Origin of the sequence: Marininema mesophilum (genome assembly GCF_900106775.1) — a bacterium.
Lineage (GTDB): Bacteria > Bacillota > Bacilli > Thermoactinomycetales > DSM-45169 > Marininema > Marininema mesophilum.
Genome location: NZ_FNNQ01000010.1, coordinates 21,313 through 37,712 on the forward strand (window position 1 = coordinate 21,313; position 16,400 = coordinate 37,712).

Genomic DNA, 16,400 nt, shown 5'->3' on the forward strand with positions numbered 1-16,400 from the left:
AGTGGTTTATGATTGAATTAAGAAGTGATACGTTTACACTTCCGACGGAAAAAATGCTACAAGCTATGGTGAAAACTCCACTTGGGGATGATGTGTATGGAGAAGATCCAACGATTAACCAATTAGAAGAACAGGTAGCTGAAATGTTTAATAAAGAAGCTGCTTGCTTTTTACCTAGTGGAACCATGGCGAACTTAACATCTATCTTGGCTCATTGCCCTAGAGGTTCTAAGGTTTTAGTTGGAAATGAATCAGATATATTTATATATGAAGCGGGTGGAGCTTCGGTATGTGGTGGAGTTATCTATGAACCGATCCCCACACAGTCTGATGGCAGACTATTGCTGGAGGATTTGGAGAAAGTTTTTGATTTTGACCCAGAAGACCCGCAATTTGCACTTCCATCCTTAATTTGTTTGGAGAATACGCACAATCGTTGTGGGGGGAGAGTATTACCTTTTGAATATCTTAATTCCGTAAGGCGATTTGCGAATGAAAGATCTCTTCCCATCCATATGGATGGAGCAAGAATTTTCAATGCCTCCGTTGCATTGAAATGTCCTGTATCAGAGATTGCGAAGTATGCGGATTCCATTCAATTTTGCCTATCAAAGGGGTTATCTGCTCCAATTGGTTCTATGGTGGTAGGGAGTCGCAAATTTATCAAAGATGTTCGGCGGTGGCGCAAATTGTTGGGAGGAGGAATGAGACAAGCAGGTGTATTAGCAGCTGCTGGAATTATTTCAGTGAACAATATGGTTGATCGGTTAGAAGAAGATCATAAGCGTGCGCGTCAATTTGCAGAAGGATTGTTACTTATTACTGGGATTGAATTGGATTTGAAACAAGTGGAGACAAACATTGTGTTTTTTCGGGTGACTGATCCTCAATTTACACCGGAAAAATTTATAGAAAAGTTAAAAGCGAATGGAATTGCAATAGAGACCTTAGGCCATGGTAGAATTCGCGCTGTTTTTCATCGTGGGGTGACTGGGAAAGAGGTAGACGAGGTACTCGATGTGATACAAAAAATAATGGACAAGTAGGTAGAGTATTATGATCTATAATCAGGAGCAGACACATCTGAAAGGAGAATAACTAAGATGCGAATCTAGAATTGCTGTCATCTGATGGACAGATTACAATCTCTACGGATGAAACGAAGGAAGTGTTGAGCTATACGCACGGCTGCAAATCCCCCTATTTATAGAAATAGAAGGGGATTTTTAGTCGTGTTTATATATCGATATAATATTTTTATGATTTATATAAATTTAAGCAATATAGGACTTTATGATTATTGCCCAGAATAAAACAATATGATATACTCATTTTGCAAAATACTTTCATAATATGTATACATTAATGTCATTTTTTTACTTAAATTAATAATAATAAAATAATCTGCCTGAAGCGATCAAGGGGGATAATGAGTATGGGTAAATTAGATTTCAAATTAATTGAAAACAATGAATTACATTTATGTAAGATTTGTAAAAAGGATTCTACTTCATTTCAATCCTTGAAATCTAGTACTTGCCTATGTTTTACCCTCACAAATATGGAAAAAAAAGTAGCGAGAGAGCTTATTAAAGACAAAAGCAATCAGGAGATTGCTGATACGCTCTATATTAGTAAACGTACAGTAGAGTCACATATTACTTCAGCAATTCAAAAACTAAGAGTCAAATCACGAGTAGGATTAGCTGTTAAAACGACAGAATTACTTATGTTAAATAATGAATATAAAACAAGTTAAACAGGGTAGCGCAATGAAAAGTACAATTGAAAATATGAATAAAATATTCCTTTTCAACAGGGTTTTAATAGTATTATTTTAGATGATTATAGATACACCCTAGTTTAGGGCAGTCTCTCGTTAATTGGGGGAGTGCTACATCCGATTTAGTGTGTAGGGACTTTGATCGAAGCCTCATCCTTTGCGGGAATCACTGATGTGTATTTGATAAGTTTGTTTTAATATTTATCTGCGACATATAATTAGCCACAGATGTGTTGATTATCCAAAAAGCAGAAGTGCATTTCTGACATATTAGCTTGAAAGGAAGAAGTGGGAAGCCATATTTGCTGAATAGAGAATTCTTTCTATCGTATCTAACTACACAAAAACAAACTATGTTACTAGGAATAATTTATTGAAATCTATAATTCATTCATTTCATATATACTCCAGGGAGGGTTGACTTTGCCTGAAAAAACTTTTGTGAAGGCAAATCCGTTGTCGGAAGGGCAAAAAGCCATATTTTCTCATCATTATTTGTATCCTGAAAGTTCTCTCTATTGTGAGCGGTTTGCATGGCGTCTTCGTAGTCCAATTGAAGTTTCAAAGTTTAAGCAGGCCTTAATTGAAGTAACAAAAAGGCATGATATTTATCGATCTATTTTTATTATGGAGAAAGAGCCTGTACAGAAGGTTTACAGTGAACCTATCTTAGATTTTGAACTGGTTAATATGGAAAATAGTAATGATTCTTATATAAAACAATATATTCATGAGGAAACACATAGACCTTTTCAATTAGAGGAAGGACCTGTCTTCAGAACTAGATTACTTCAGCTATCTAATGATGAATATATATTACTTTATATTATTCATCATATATCTACAGATGGCTGGACCTTTTCCATTACATTAGATGAATTGGGGTTATTTTATAAATATTTATGTGAAGAAAAAACGGTTGATCTAGATCCAATACAACTTGAATATTCGGACTTCGTAGATCAACAAAAGGAAATGTTTTCAGGTAAAGAAGGAGAGAAATCTAGGCTTTTTTGGAAAGATAAGCTCTTAGGTGAACTTCCAGTTTTAGATATACCGGCAGATCATGGTCGACCTCATACCCCTTCATATAAAGGGAGTTTACTTCCTTTTAAAATTAATAGGAAAATAATTGATAGAGTAAAAGAATTTTCCGAAAAAGAAGATTCCACACTTTATATCAGTTTATTTTCTCTGTATGCTGCTTTTCTACATCGCTATTCTGGACAGAATGAGTTTATTATAGGTACTCCCGTTTCTGGTAGGAGTAATAAAAAATTCTCTTCTACTGCAGGTTATTTTGTCAACCTTCTTCCTATCGGTGTTCAAGTTTCAAAAGAGGATACTTTTATAGATGTTTATCAGGCTGTGCGAGAAGAGGTATATAGTTGTATTAAACATCGTGACTATCCTTTTCCATTGATGATTCAAGATCTAGAGGCAAATTTGCATTCTAGTTATTCACCTGTTTTTCAAACTTCCTTTGTTTTTCAAAGAGCTGTTAGGCAAAAAGAAGCTATTTTACTTGGAAGTGCAACAAATACATTGGATCTCCATGGACTAATAATGGAACCATTATATATAGAAAAAAATATATCGAAGTTTGATTTGACTTTGTTTGCTGAAGAAGAAATAGATGGTAGCATGTGTTTAAATTTTGAATATAATACTGATATTTTTGAATCGAGTACAATCTCTAGGTTTGCGAGTCACTTTGTGAATTTTATTACTTCGGCTATTGATAATCCAAACGTTCAACTTTCCGAAGTTTGTTTACTAGATAAATCTGAACAAAAACAACTGTTGGTGGATTGGAATGACACGACAGTAGCATATCCTCAAGCCCTGACGATTCATGAGCTATTTGAAGGACAAGCCATGAATTGTCCAGAAGCCACTGCTGTGGTATATGAAGATCAACAGCTTACCTACCGCAAATTAAACGAACGTGCCAACCAGCTGGCGCACTACCTTCAGAAGCAAGGTGTAGGAGCCGAATCACTGGTGGGAATTTGTATGGATCGATCACCAGATATGATTGTGGGGTTACTCGGAATCTTAAAAGCCGGGGGAGCCTATGTACCGCTTGATCCGAATTACCCAGAGAAAAGGCTGCAATATATCTTAGAGGATGCTGGTATCCAGATACTTGTCACCCAAGCACACTTACAAGAGCAAGAAGAGTTACGGAAGACAGTTAATACCATTTATTTGGATCAGGATCAAGAGTGTATTGCACGAGAAAGTATTCTTTCTCCTAAGGTGGAAGTGACTGCTCAGAATTTAGCTTATGTCATCTACACCTCAGGTTCCACGGGAATTCCGAAGGGTAATTTGACTACCCATCAGAATGTCGTAAAGACTATCTGTAATAACGGTTATCTAGAAGTGGATGATCAGGATCGTGTACTACAGCTCTCTAATTACGCTTTTGATGGTTCGATATTTGATATCTATACAGCTTTATTCAACGGAGCTACCTTGGTTCTTGTGTCGCATGACGTTGTGCTGAATACAAAAGAGCTATTAAATACCATTCGAAATGAAAAAATTACGATTTCGTTTATGACAACGGCTTTATTTAATACATTAGTAGATCTAGATCTCTCTGGTTTGCAAGGAATTAGAAAAATCTTATTTGGTGGAGAAAGAGTATCGAATAAACATGTAGAGCAAGCTTTAGACTTTTTAGGAGAACATCGGATTATCCATGTATATGGACCTACAGAAACAACTGTATTTGCTACACGGTACTCTATTGATCATCGTGTTAAAGATATGGGTGTTGTGCCAATTGGAAAGCCGATAAACAATACGGAAGTATATATACTCGATCAAAATCGTCAACCTGTTCCGATTGGCGTACCTGGGGAGTTATATATTGGTGGAGATGGGGTTGCACGTGGTTATCTAAATCGCCCAGATTTAACAGCAGATCGTTTCATTGCCCATCCGTTTATGCCGGGAGAGCGGTTGTATCAAACGGGGGATTTGGTCAAATACTTGCCTGATGGAAATATAGATTTCTTAGATAGAATAGACAATCAGGTCAAGATTCGTGGTTTTCGGATTGAACTCGGAGAAATCGAAGGGGCTTTAAATGAGATTCCTTCGATCAAAGAAGCGGTTGTGTTGGTACAGGAATATGATCGCGGGGATAAACGGTTAGTCGCTTATGTCGTGGGAGAAGGAAGCGTTGCGGAATGGAAAGCCCATCTCAAAGAGCAACTGCCCAGTTACATGATGCCGGCTTCCTTTGTCGTGATGAAAGCGTTCCCACTCACCCCGAATGGAAAAATTGACCGAAAAGCCTTGCCGACTCCAGACACCAGGCAAGGGGGGGATCAGTATATCGCCCCACGGACTCCCCTAGAAGAACTGGTGGTTTCGGTATGGGAACAGGTGCTAGGGCTAGAGAACATCGGGGCGAAAGACTCATTCTTTGAATTAGGTGGGCACTCGTTATTAGCGACCCAAGTGGCTTCTCGCTTACAAGAAGCGTTTCAGATTGAACTATCGATCCGGGAGCTATTTGCCTATCCCACGGTTGAGGCGTTAGCGACACGATTGGACGAGTTGCGTCAAGGGGAGAAGGCAACGTTACCGCCATTGAAGCCGATGGAACGGACGGAACCGGTTCCACTCTCATATGCGCAGCAACGCCTGTGGTTCATCGATCGGTTTACGCCCAATAGCGCCCTTTACAACATTCCAGGGGTATGGCGATTAAAAGGGGATTGGTCTATAGAAAGCCTGGAAAAGGGGCTCAACGCACTGATTGAGCGGCACGAAGTGTTGCGTACAGTCATTGGTGAAGTGGATGGTCAGCCGGTGCAACAGATCCAACCTTTTATGCCAAGGAAGCTGCCGGTGATCCACTTGATAGATCTGCCTATCGAAGAAAGAGAAGCCGAGATGAACCGTCTCATTCAAGAAGAAGCGGAATCCCCCTTTGACTTGGCTCAGGGTCCCTTGATGCGGACCCAATGCATTCAAATGGAAGAAGAAGAGTGGATATTCCTTTGCACCATGCATCACATCATCTCAGACGGCTGGTCCATGGGGATTTTCCTCGAGGAATTGCTCACCCTGTATCAAAACGTACTGGATGAATCCCCTGCAGAGCTTCCTCCATTGCCAATCCAATATGCAGACTTTGCCCAGTGGCAACGAAAGTGGATGGAGGAAGAGGGGCTGGATACACAGCTTCAATATTGGCAAGAAGAACTATCTGGCGAACTACCAGTCTTGCAATGGCCCACAAATCGGGTGCGTCCGGTAGCCCAAACATACCAAGGGGCCGTGCATCAAGTCATGTTCCCGCTCGACTTAGTAGAGAAGTTAAAAGAGGTAAGTCGTGAGGAAGGGTCCACGTTATTTATGACCTTGCTGGCGGCCTATCAAGGATTCTTGTCTCGATATACCGGACAAGACGACATCTTGGTGGGGAGCCCAATTGCGAACCGCAATCATCAAGAAATCGAGGGGCTGATTGGATTTTTCGTCAACACTCTCGTGTATCGAGCGGATGTAAGCGGCAACCCGACCTTTCGAGACCTCTTAGCGCAAGTGCGTCAAAAGGCACTAAAGGCGTACGAGCACCAAGATATCCCCTTCGAAAAAATAGTGGAAGCGGTGCAGCCAGAGCGTAGCACCAGTTATTCTCCGATTTTCCAGACGCTCTTTACCTTACAAGATATGGCGTCATGGAAGGTACCCGACTTACCCGAACTAAGTATGGAGTTGGCAGAACACCACGTATCGACAGCGAAATTTGATCTGACCGTGGTGATGGAGGAGAAAGCGGAGGGGCTTTGGGCTGCCTTTGAGTACAACACGGATTTATTTGATCGGGCAACCATTGAAAGAATGGCGAGGCACTTTGAAAACTGGTTGCATGAAGTCGCCCACCATTCGGAAAAAGCACTGGGAAGTTTGGACCTGATGGCAGAAGAAGAGAAGCAGCAGCTGTTGGTGGAATGGAATGATACGACAGTAGCCTATCCTCAAGCTCTGACGATTCATGAGCTATTTGAAGAACAAGCCATGAGCCGTCCAGAAGCCATCGCCGTGGTCTATGAAGATCAACAGCTGACCTACCGTGAATTAAATGAACGAGCCAACCAACTGGCGCATTACCTCCAGAAGCAGGGAGTAGGAACCGAATCGCTAGTGGGGTTGTGTGTGGATCGGTCCCCAGACATGGTTGTGGGGTTACTCGGCATCTTAAAAGCCGGGGGAGCGTATGTACCACTGGATCCGACTTATCCAGAGAAACGGCTACAATATATCGTCGAGGATGCTGGTATCCAGATACTCGTTACCCAAGCACACATACAAGAGCAAGAAGAGTTACGGAAGACGGTTAAAACCATTTATCTGGATCAGGATCAAGAGAGTATTGCCCGAGAAAGTGTTCTTTCCCCTAAGGTGGAAGTCACGGCTCAGAATTTGGCGTATGTCATTTACACCTCGGGTTCAACGGGAAATCCGAAGGGTGTGATGGTGGAGCACCGTAATGTGACCCGGCTCTTTCAAGCCACAAGGCCTTGGTATCAGTTTAATGAACAGGATACATGGACGCTTTTCCATTCGTATGCGTTTGACTTTTCCGTTTGGGAATTATGGGGGGCCTTGCTGTATGGCGGTCGTTTGGTTGTCGTACCGTACTGGATTAGCCGCTCTCCGAAAGACTTCTATCAGCTGTTAATCGAGGAAAAGGTGACCGTCTTGAACCAGACCCCAACGGCTTTCCGACAGTTGATACAGGTCAGTGAACAAATCGAAGGTGAAAACGGACACTTGGCGTTACGATATGTGATTTTTGGTGGAGAAGCATTAGAGCCATCGAGCTTATTGCCGTGGTTTAAGCGATATGGTGATGAACAGCCGCAGTTAATCAATATGTATGGCATCACCGAGACGACCGTCCATGTCACGTATTATCCACTGACGTATGAAGAGGCGTCCCAGGTACTGGGAAGCAACATTGGGAAGCAGATCCCAGATCTCCAAGTGTATGTGTTAGATACGAATCAGCAGCCGGTGCCGATAGGAGTAGCTGGAGAGCTTTATATTGGCGGAGAAGGATTGGCGCGTGGCTATCTCAATCGTCCAGAGTTAACGGCAGAACGTTTCGTCTCCCATCGTTTTGGAGAGCAGGTGAAGCGATTATACCGGACAGGGGATTTGGCAAGGTACCTTGCCAATGGGGATTTAGAGTATCTAGGGAGAATTGACCATCAAGTAAAAGTGCGTGGTTTCCGGATTGAACTCGGAGAAATCGAAGCGGCCCTCCTTACACATACTTCCGTCACTGAAGCCATCGTCATTGTGCGGGAAGATGAGCCAGGGGATAAACGACTGGTGGCCTATGTAAGAGGCGATGGAAGTGCTGCAATGTGGCGGGAGCATCTGAAAGGACAATTACCGAGCTACATGGTTCCTGCACACTTTGTTGCTATAGATACCTTCCCACTGACTCCCAATGGAAAAGTGGACCACAAGGCGCTACCTGTTCCAGATGGGAAGCAGGAGATCAAAGAAGAGTATGTGGCTCCTCGGAATCAACGTGAACAAATATTGGCCTCGATTTGGAAACAAATACTGGGTAAAAACCAGGTAGGCATACATGATAACTTTTTTGAAATCGGTGGAGATTCCATTCTTAGTATTCAGATCGTATCGCGAGCAAGTCAAACGGGATTGAAATTAACACCGAAACAGTTATTTGAATATCAAACGATTGCAGAATTAGCTCAGGTAGCAGGAGAAATCGAGGGAGTACAAGCGGAACAAGGAGAAGTGACAGGGGAGGTTCAATTAACTCCCATTCAGCATTGGTTCTTTGAACATCAGCATCCAAATCCTCATCATTGGAATCAGTCGATGTTTTTTAGAACAAAGGAGCGAATGGATGCCCAGTTACTTGAGGAAACACTTCAATGTATCCTGAATCATCATGATGCCTTGCGTTTACGATATGACCTTTTACCAAATGAAAAATGGAAGCAGAGAAACGAAGGAGTAGCAAAACAAACGATCGTAACTCATATAGAATTAGATCGATTACCACAAGAAGAGTGGAATCGAGTGATTCAAAGAGAGATTGACAATGCTCAGGCGAGCTTGAATTTACATGAGGGTCCTATCATGAGGGTGGTTTACTTCGATGAAGGAGCGAATGATTCCGGTCGTTTATTTTGGGCGATTCATCACTTAGCAGTAGATGGGGTTTCTTGGCGGATTCTACTGGAAGATATACAAACGATTTATAGTCAAAAAATAGAGGGTCAGCCGTTATCCTTACCTGCGAAGAGTACATCCTTTCAAGCGTGGTCTGAACAGTTAAACGCTTACGCCCAGGATGGTATCCCGCAAGAGATTCAAGATTACTGGAAGCAACAGCTAGAAAAAGAAGTGACGGTTCTTCCGAGCGATTATTTAGTTGGGCAAACTTCAGAAATATTTGCCGAACAGATTACGGTAGTATTGGGCGAGAAAGAAACTGATGCGCTACTCCATGAGATTCCTACTACCCATAAGGCTCAAATCAATGAAGTGTTGTTAACAGCATTGGTGCAGGCTACTGCCAATTGGACCGGTCATCCTACACTTTCGGCACACCTAGAAGGGCATGGTAGGGAAGAAATTTTAGATGGAGTTGATCTGTCTAGAACGGTGGGGTGGTTTACAAGTATTTATCCTGTTCATTTAGATATTAAAGGGGCAAATACTCCGATTGAAGCGTTAAAAGCCGTAAAAGAGCAAATCCGTCAAATCCCGAATAAGGGAATTGATTATGGAATCCTACGTTACTTGAATCATGATATGGCAGCTATCTTCTGTTCCCAACAGAAACCATCGATTAGCTTTAACTACTTAGGGCAATTTGATCAAGGGACTTCTCAAGAGGCGATGTTTACCCAAGAGAAAGGGTTTGTTCAATTAGACCATGCCCCTGAATCCAAGCAGACCCATCTGATTGATGTGGCGGGGATTATAACGGATGGAAAGCTACAGATCACCTGGATGTATAGTCGGGAACAATTTGATAAGTCTACCATTCAAGATGTAGCAGAAAGTATGCTAAGACAGCTAGACATACTCATTCATTCTTCTGCTACCGAGGCGGCCTTTACAGTCTCAGACTTTGCAGCTGCCGAATTGACCGAAAAAGACTTGAGTAAATTACTATCTAAAATGTCGAAAATGACAAATAAACGAGGTAAATAATGAGTAATATTATAGATATTTATCCGCTGTCTCCGCTTCAGGAAGGGATGTTATTTCACTCGATATATGACCAAGAGGATGAAAACTCGGCATCTTATATTGTACAAATAAGTATCCTGCTTGGTGGAAAACTGGACACCGCTATTTTTAAAAAGGCATGGGAACATGTGATTAACCGGAATGAGATCTTTCGTTCAGCCTTTATGTGGGAAGAAATCGATCATCCATTGCAAGTGGTTTTTGGAGAAGCATCGTTTGAAATGGATAATGAAGATTGGAGTACATGCTCACATGACGAAAGAGAGAAGCGGTTAAAACTTCTCTTGGAATCTGATCGAAAAAAGGGATTTCAGTTAGATGAAGCACAACTGATGCGGGTGAAAGTCATTAAAGAAGCTGAAGCGGAATACAGGATTGTTTGGACACATCATCACATTTTATTAGATGGATGGAGCGTATCTCTTGTCTTTAAGGAATTGTTTACGATTTATCTAAGCATGATGAAAGGGGAGGCTTGGGATTTACCCAAGTCTCCACCCTACAAGAAATATATCCAATGGATTAAAAAACAGGATAAGCTTAAAGCTGAGCAATATTGGAAAGAGGAACTACAGGGGTTTACTGCTCCGACTCCGTACACCTTAGAACGACAGAATCGATCAGCAGATAAGGGATACGGAGAGAGCGTTCAATCGTTGTCAGTAGAAGAAACGCAAGCGTTACAAGTGTGGGTACGAAAAAATAAGGTTACCCTAAATACCCTAACTCAAGGGGTTTGGTCCTATTTATTGAGCAAGTATAGCGGAGAGCAGGATGTCGTATTTGGTGTAACAAGCTCTGGTCGACCGACGGAAATAGTGGGTGTAGAGAATATGGTTGGTCCCTTTATTAACACGCTACCCACCCGTATTCAAGTTTCCGAGGATAGCAAGATAGTGGACTGGTTACTGAATATCCAAGAGAAAGAGATCGAGCGAAGACAATACGAATATACCGCCTTGACTGAAATTCAAGGGTGGAGCGAAGTTTCAAGGGAAGTTCCTTTATTCCATACGTTATATGTCTTTGAGAATTACCCTGCACAGAAAGGTAATCTTGACTCGGATTTAGAAATTCTGAATGTGCACGGTGTAGAACAAACGAATTATCCACTAAACCTTGTCGTGATACCAGGAGAGCAATTGTCCTTTAAGCTGATGTATGATCGAAGTCAGTTTGATGAAATGACGATTGACCGGATTCAAGGTCATCTATATCATGTGCTAAAACAAATGACAGAATAAGGAAATCAGCAGATAGGTTTGATTAATTTTGAACAATGGTGCCGGGTGTTCTAACATAGAGTTGCATAGATTTGAAAGCATAGGAAAAAACAACCGATCGATTGCTTGCCATACTGAGCAATCGATCGGTTGTTGATGTATAATGAAGGGAAGCGTTTGTAGAGAAGTCTTCCGAATTGGTGGGGACTTCTTTTTTTTTGACAAAGGTGAACGGTATGTGCAATTTTATCTGGATGATTTATCATTTGTTAGTTGTAAAAATTATTTAAATAAACAAAACATTTGTCCACAATCGTGGTATATTTTAAGTTGATGTACAACACATCTCTCAGGGGGAGTATCATGCGACGTGTATATACATGGTTAATGATGGTTGCTTTATTGCTTCCATTTGTACCCGTTTCAAACCATGTTTTTGCGGAGGGTCCTAGTGACCCAGCACCAGAAATTAAGCCGAAGGTAGTCAATGATAACGCGGGTAAAAAGATCTTGTTTGACAATACTCATGGTCAAACAGCTGGTGCCGCAGATTGGGTCATTGATGGTGGATTTTCGGATTTTGCTAATGGGTTAGCAGAAGATGGATTTTATGTGAAAGAGTTACGTAAGAATTCGGAAATGAATTACGATGACTTGAAATCTTACGATGCTTTCGTAATTGGAGAAGCAAATATTCCTTACAAATCATCTGAGCAAGCGGCAATGGTACAGTACGTAAAGGAAGGCGGAAGTATTTTTTTCATCGGGGATCACTACAATGCTGACCGAAACAAAAATCGTTGGGATGCAAGTGAAGTATTCAACGGCTATCGCCGGGGTGCCTTCGATGATCCGACAAAGGGCATGGGTGATGCAGAGAAGAATTCCAATACGATGAAGGGTGTCGAGAGTTCTGATTGGCTTAAAGATAACTTCGGAGTTCGTTTTCGTTATAACGCTCTTGGGGATGTCAATGCGGATCAGATCGTTTCTGCTGAGCAATCCCTTGGGATCACAGAGGGAGTTAAAAGTGTAGCCATGCACGCAGGGTCTACCCTTGCCATTGCCGATCCTGAGAAGGCAAAGGGGATTGTTTATCTTCCAAAAACCGATGCGAAATGGCCTAATGCGGTGGACCAAGGGGTATACGAAGGTGGTGGAATGGAAGAAGGACCTTATGCTGCTATTGCGAAGGTCGGGAAAGGAAAAGCCGCTTTCATCGGGGACTCTTCCCCTGTAGAAGATGCATCACCAAAGTATCTACGTGAAGAGACTGGAACAGCGAAAAAAACCTATGATGGTTATAAAGAAGTAGATGATGGAAAACTCCTTATCAATACGATGAACTGGTTGACTAAACAGGAAAACTACACACGCTTGAGTGATATAGAGAAGTTAGAATTGGATAAGCCTACGTCTCTATTGGATATTGAGAACCCAGCTACTTCGACAGAACCAAAGCCTGAACCATGGGCACCTCCTAGTGAAGGCTATCACTGGTGGGACCCATCCACATTTAAACCGGGTTCTTATGGCTCTCCAAAGGAAGCACCTACTACAGCAGTGTATGGAATGGTTCGTCAAGAAACCCTGCCGAATAAAAAAGAGTTTAAAATCCGCGCTGTTGCAGACAACATGGCTGCTGGTTCCACTGTTTCCGGCTTACAAATAGGAATTTACCTAGCAGGTGGTCAACAAGTAGCAAAGATCAAAAATGAAGACGGAACATGGCCACCAAGCTATGGATACAGCGAGAAGTTTTCGCTGACGGCCAATGAAAAGGGCCATGCTGCTAAAGAGCTGACGGTTTCCATCAATCCTGCTGTAACGGGTCAGGCAAGTCTACGCCTTCGGCTAAACGGTAGTAATCTTAATACAGAAAGCGTTTCCATAGCTGATGTAGATGTACAGCCCCTGCCAGATGATGGTCCTCGTGTACCTGAGAAGATTTCAGTTGCAGAAGCAAGAGGAAAGAAGACAGATGATATCGTTACGGTTGAAGGGACCATAACTTCAAAGCCTGGACTATTTGGCGGACTAGCATTTTATCTACAGGATGAAACAGCAGGAATCTATGTTTATCAGTCTGAAGCTGGATTTGAACCTGGGGATAAGGTAACGGTGAGCGGTAAATTTACTGTGTACAACGGGGAAAAAGAGCTAACTGATATCCTCCAAATAAAAAAAGTTGGCACTAGTAAGGTGCCAGAACCTAAAACCGTTACCGCCATTTCAGAAGAGAACCAAGGCCAACTCGTTCGCATGGAAAACGTGACAGTACGAGGGATCGAGAAGAAGGGAACCTCCTTTGAATTCAACGCAGTAGCAGATGACAAAACGACTCGTGTTAGGGTAGATGGACGTTCTGGTTACACGATGGAAGCATTTAATGCGGATTATCCAGAAGGTACGAAGATTCACCTCCTTGGTCTTTCTTCAATCTTTAATGATCAATTTCAGTTAAAGCCACGCTCCTCCACGGATTTTGCGAAGGTAAATGTGGACAATCAAGCCCCTGTGACCGAAATGAAGGTCATAGGTAACAAATTGTCCCGGGGTGAGTATTTACAACAAGCAGAAGTGACTCTCCAGGCAACTGATGATAAAAGTAGTGTAGAGAAGATCGAGTACCGCTTGAATGATAACGAGCCATGGACAACTTATGAAAAGTCCATTCGCTTGGCTCAAGCAAAAGTGTATCCCTTGGAGTATCGGGCAACCGACCAAGCAGGTAATACAGAAGAGAGTAAGAAAGAATCGATTAGGGTCATAAAGGCTACGATGGATCAGCTAAAAAGTTCTATCCAAGTGGCGGATATTAAGCTTGCTAGTGCAGAAAAACTGTTGCTTCAACAAGTGAAAATCGCAGATCTTTTTTTGAAAAAGGCTGAAAAAGCAGAACGAGATGGACATGATAAATTGTCCGCTGCTTATCGATTCGCTGGGAGGACACAGCTAGATGTTTTCTTGTTAACTTTAAAATACCTACCGTCTTCGGCAATTGGTGATCATGACAAAAGTGATCTCACTAAAATTGCTAAACTCATTCGCGAATCGATCAAGTAAGTTCCAGTTTCAGAGCAGGGTTGGATTTTTGACTTAACGTGTCTCCCCAAGGCCCTTTTATGAGATGTCCAAAACGACCATCTCATAAAAGGGCCTTGGTGTGTTTTCGGAAAAAGCGAACGATAAATTGACTATAAAAAATAATGTTCGCCTTTTCGTTGACGGTTTGGGTTGATGCTGTTAAACTGAGGTTGAATAAAGGCAAAAACAACGTAAAAAATTGAAGAGAATGCTTTCTCATATATGCTTGGGAATATGGCCTAAGCGTCTCTACCTGGATACCTTAAATCTCCGGACTATGGGAAACTCGTTCAGCACGGGGAAATTATCTCAAGCCCGGGCGGCGGATTTCCTATCTTGCCGTCTGGGTTATTTCTGTCGATAGGGGATGAGAGGATGGAGCAACCGTGGGTAAGTGTCATCATGGGGAGTACATCGGATTGGCCCACTATGCAAAAAACTTGTGAAGTGTTAGCGGAATTGGAGATCCCTTATGAGAAAAAAGTTGTCTCTGCCCACCGTACTCCTGATGAGATGTTTCGTTTTGCTGAGGGGGCGGAGGAGCGAGGGATCAGGGTAGTTGTTGCTGGGGCAGGGGGAGCGGCCCATTTACCCGGTATGGTAGCATCCAAAACCACCCTGCCGGTGATCGGAGTACCTATCAAATCGGCTACATTAAATGGTGTCGATTCTCTCCTATCGATTGTGCAAATGCCAGGCGGGGTGCCTGTGGCTACTGTCTCGATTGGAAAGGCTGGAGCGATTAATGCGGGTCTCCTGGCGGCGGAGATGCTTGGAATACAGGACCCCGAAGTTAGGGAGCGTCTTCGGACACGCAGGGAAGCCATCCGGCAAAGTGTGATGGAGAATGGGGAGTTAGATGAGTGATGAGCTTAAGTATAGAACATACCAATCGGAACAAAAGTCGTCACTATTTACCACCTGGAAGTACTGTGGGAATACTGGGTGGTGGGCAATTGGGCCGCATGATGATTCTCGAGGGGAAGAAGATGGGTCTGCGTTTTGTAACGTTAGATCCTGCAAGTGATTGCCCGGGCTCCCATGTGGCGGATGATCACCTGATTGCATCCTTTGGGAATCAGGAAATGGCTAGGCGACTAGCTACTCTCTGTGATGTGATCACCTACGAGTTTGAAAATGTAGATGGTTCTGTCGCTCGCCTGCTTGAAGAGAAGGCATGGCTTCCCCAAGGGGCATCCCTTTTAGAAACGACACGCCATCGTCTACGGGAGAAACAAGCCCTGATGAATGCAGGCATTCCTGTGGCCCCCTATCGAGGAGTAACAAAGGCGGCAGATTTAGCCGGAGCAGTAGCGGAGGTCGGTTTACCCTGTGTCTTAAAAACGGTGACAGGTGGGTATGACGGTAAAGGGCAACGAATCATCCGCCACCACGGGGAAATTTCACAGGTAGCTGCAGAGATCCGCGTGGGGGAAACCTGTATTGTTGAAGGATTTATCCCCTTTGTAAAGGAACTATCGGTGATCGCTTCTAGAGGACAAGATGGTGAGATACGCTGTTTCCCACCTGTCGAAAATATTCACCGGGATCATATTCTTCACATGACCATAGCTCCCGCCCCTGTGCAGGATGCGATAACAGAAGCCGCAGAGGATTTGGCAACCAAAGTAGCAGAAGAGCTGGGCGTAGTGGGGGTCATTGGGGTGGAAATGTTTTTGCAGGAGGATGGATCTCTACTTGTCAATGAATTGGCGCCGCGGCCGCATAATTCTGGACATTTTACTCTGGATGCCTGTAACGTTTCTCAATTTGAACAACACCTACGAGCGATATGTGGTTGGCCGTTAGCTACTCCCCGTTTGTTGTCACCAGCAGTGATGATCAATATTCTCGGGCAACATACCGAAAAGCTGATGGCACAACTGCCAACCATGTCGCCAGAGATAAAAGTACACTGGTATGGTAAAGAGGAGAACCGAGTCGGCCGGAAAATGGGACATCTCACGGCACTAGGTTCTTCCGTGGAGGAAGCACAGCGACACCTAACATCCTGTGAACTACTGTCATAAAGT

Annotated in this window: 6 protein-coding genes, 1 pseudogene and 1 riboswitch; all 7 genes and pseudogenes read left to right on the plus strand. The window is 43.0% G+C overall.

Translation table 11 applies throughout. The features are described from left to right. Positions 1-8: 8 nt before the first annotated feature. A complete protein-coding gene (gene ltaE / locus BLV90_RS10335; protein ID WP_091740340.1) occupies positions 9-1,046 on the plus strand; it encodes a low-specificity L-threonine aldolase in 1,038 nt (345 codons plus the stop codon). A 389-nt stretch (positions 1,047-1,435) separates the two neighbouring features. Beyond that, a complete protein-coding gene (locus tag BLV90_RS16695; RefSeq protein ID WP_143035041.1) occupies positions 1,436-1,759 on the plus strand; it encodes a response regulator transcription factor in 324 nt (107 codons plus the stop codon). A 447-nt stretch (positions 1,760-2,206) separates the two neighbouring features. After that, a complete protein-coding gene (locus BLV90_RS10345; protein WP_143035042.1) occupies positions 2,207-10,018 on the plus strand; it encodes a non-ribosomal peptide synthetase in 7,812 nt (2,603 codons plus the stop codon). Continuing rightward, positions 10,018-11,298, plus strand: a pseudogene (locus tag BLV90_RS10350) (condensation domain-containing protein); the annotation flags it as partial. The gene BLV90_RS10345 and the pseudogene BLV90_RS10350, both read left to right, overlap by 1 nt. Positions 11,299-11,667: 369 nt before the next feature. Then, positions 11,668-14,346 carry an OmpL47-type beta-barrel domain-containing protein gene (locus BLV90_RS16275; RefSeq protein ID WP_425433883.1) on the plus strand — a complete coding sequence of 893 codons (2,679 nt, stop codon included), beginning with the start codon at positions 11,668-11,670 and terminating at the stop codon, positions 14,344-14,346. A 217-nt stretch (positions 14,347-14,563) separates the two neighbouring features. Then, positions 14,564-14,665: riboswitch (purine riboswitch) on the plus strand. 77 nt (positions 14,666-14,742) lie between these two features. Beyond that, entirely contained in the window at positions 14,743-15,234 is a 492-nt protein-coding gene (gene purE, locus BLV90_RS10360; protein WP_091740354.1) for a 5-(carboxyamino)imidazole ribonucleotide mutase, read from the plus strand. After that, positions 15,234-16,397, plus strand: a complete 1,164-nt coding sequence (gene purK, locus BLV90_RS10365) for a 5-(carboxyamino)imidazole ribonucleotide synthase (RefSeq protein ID WP_091740357.1) — start codon at positions 15,234-15,236, stop codon at positions 16,395-16,397. Before purE ends, purK begins: the two co-directional genes overlap by 1 nt. Positions 16,398-16,400: the final 3 nt, after the last annotated feature.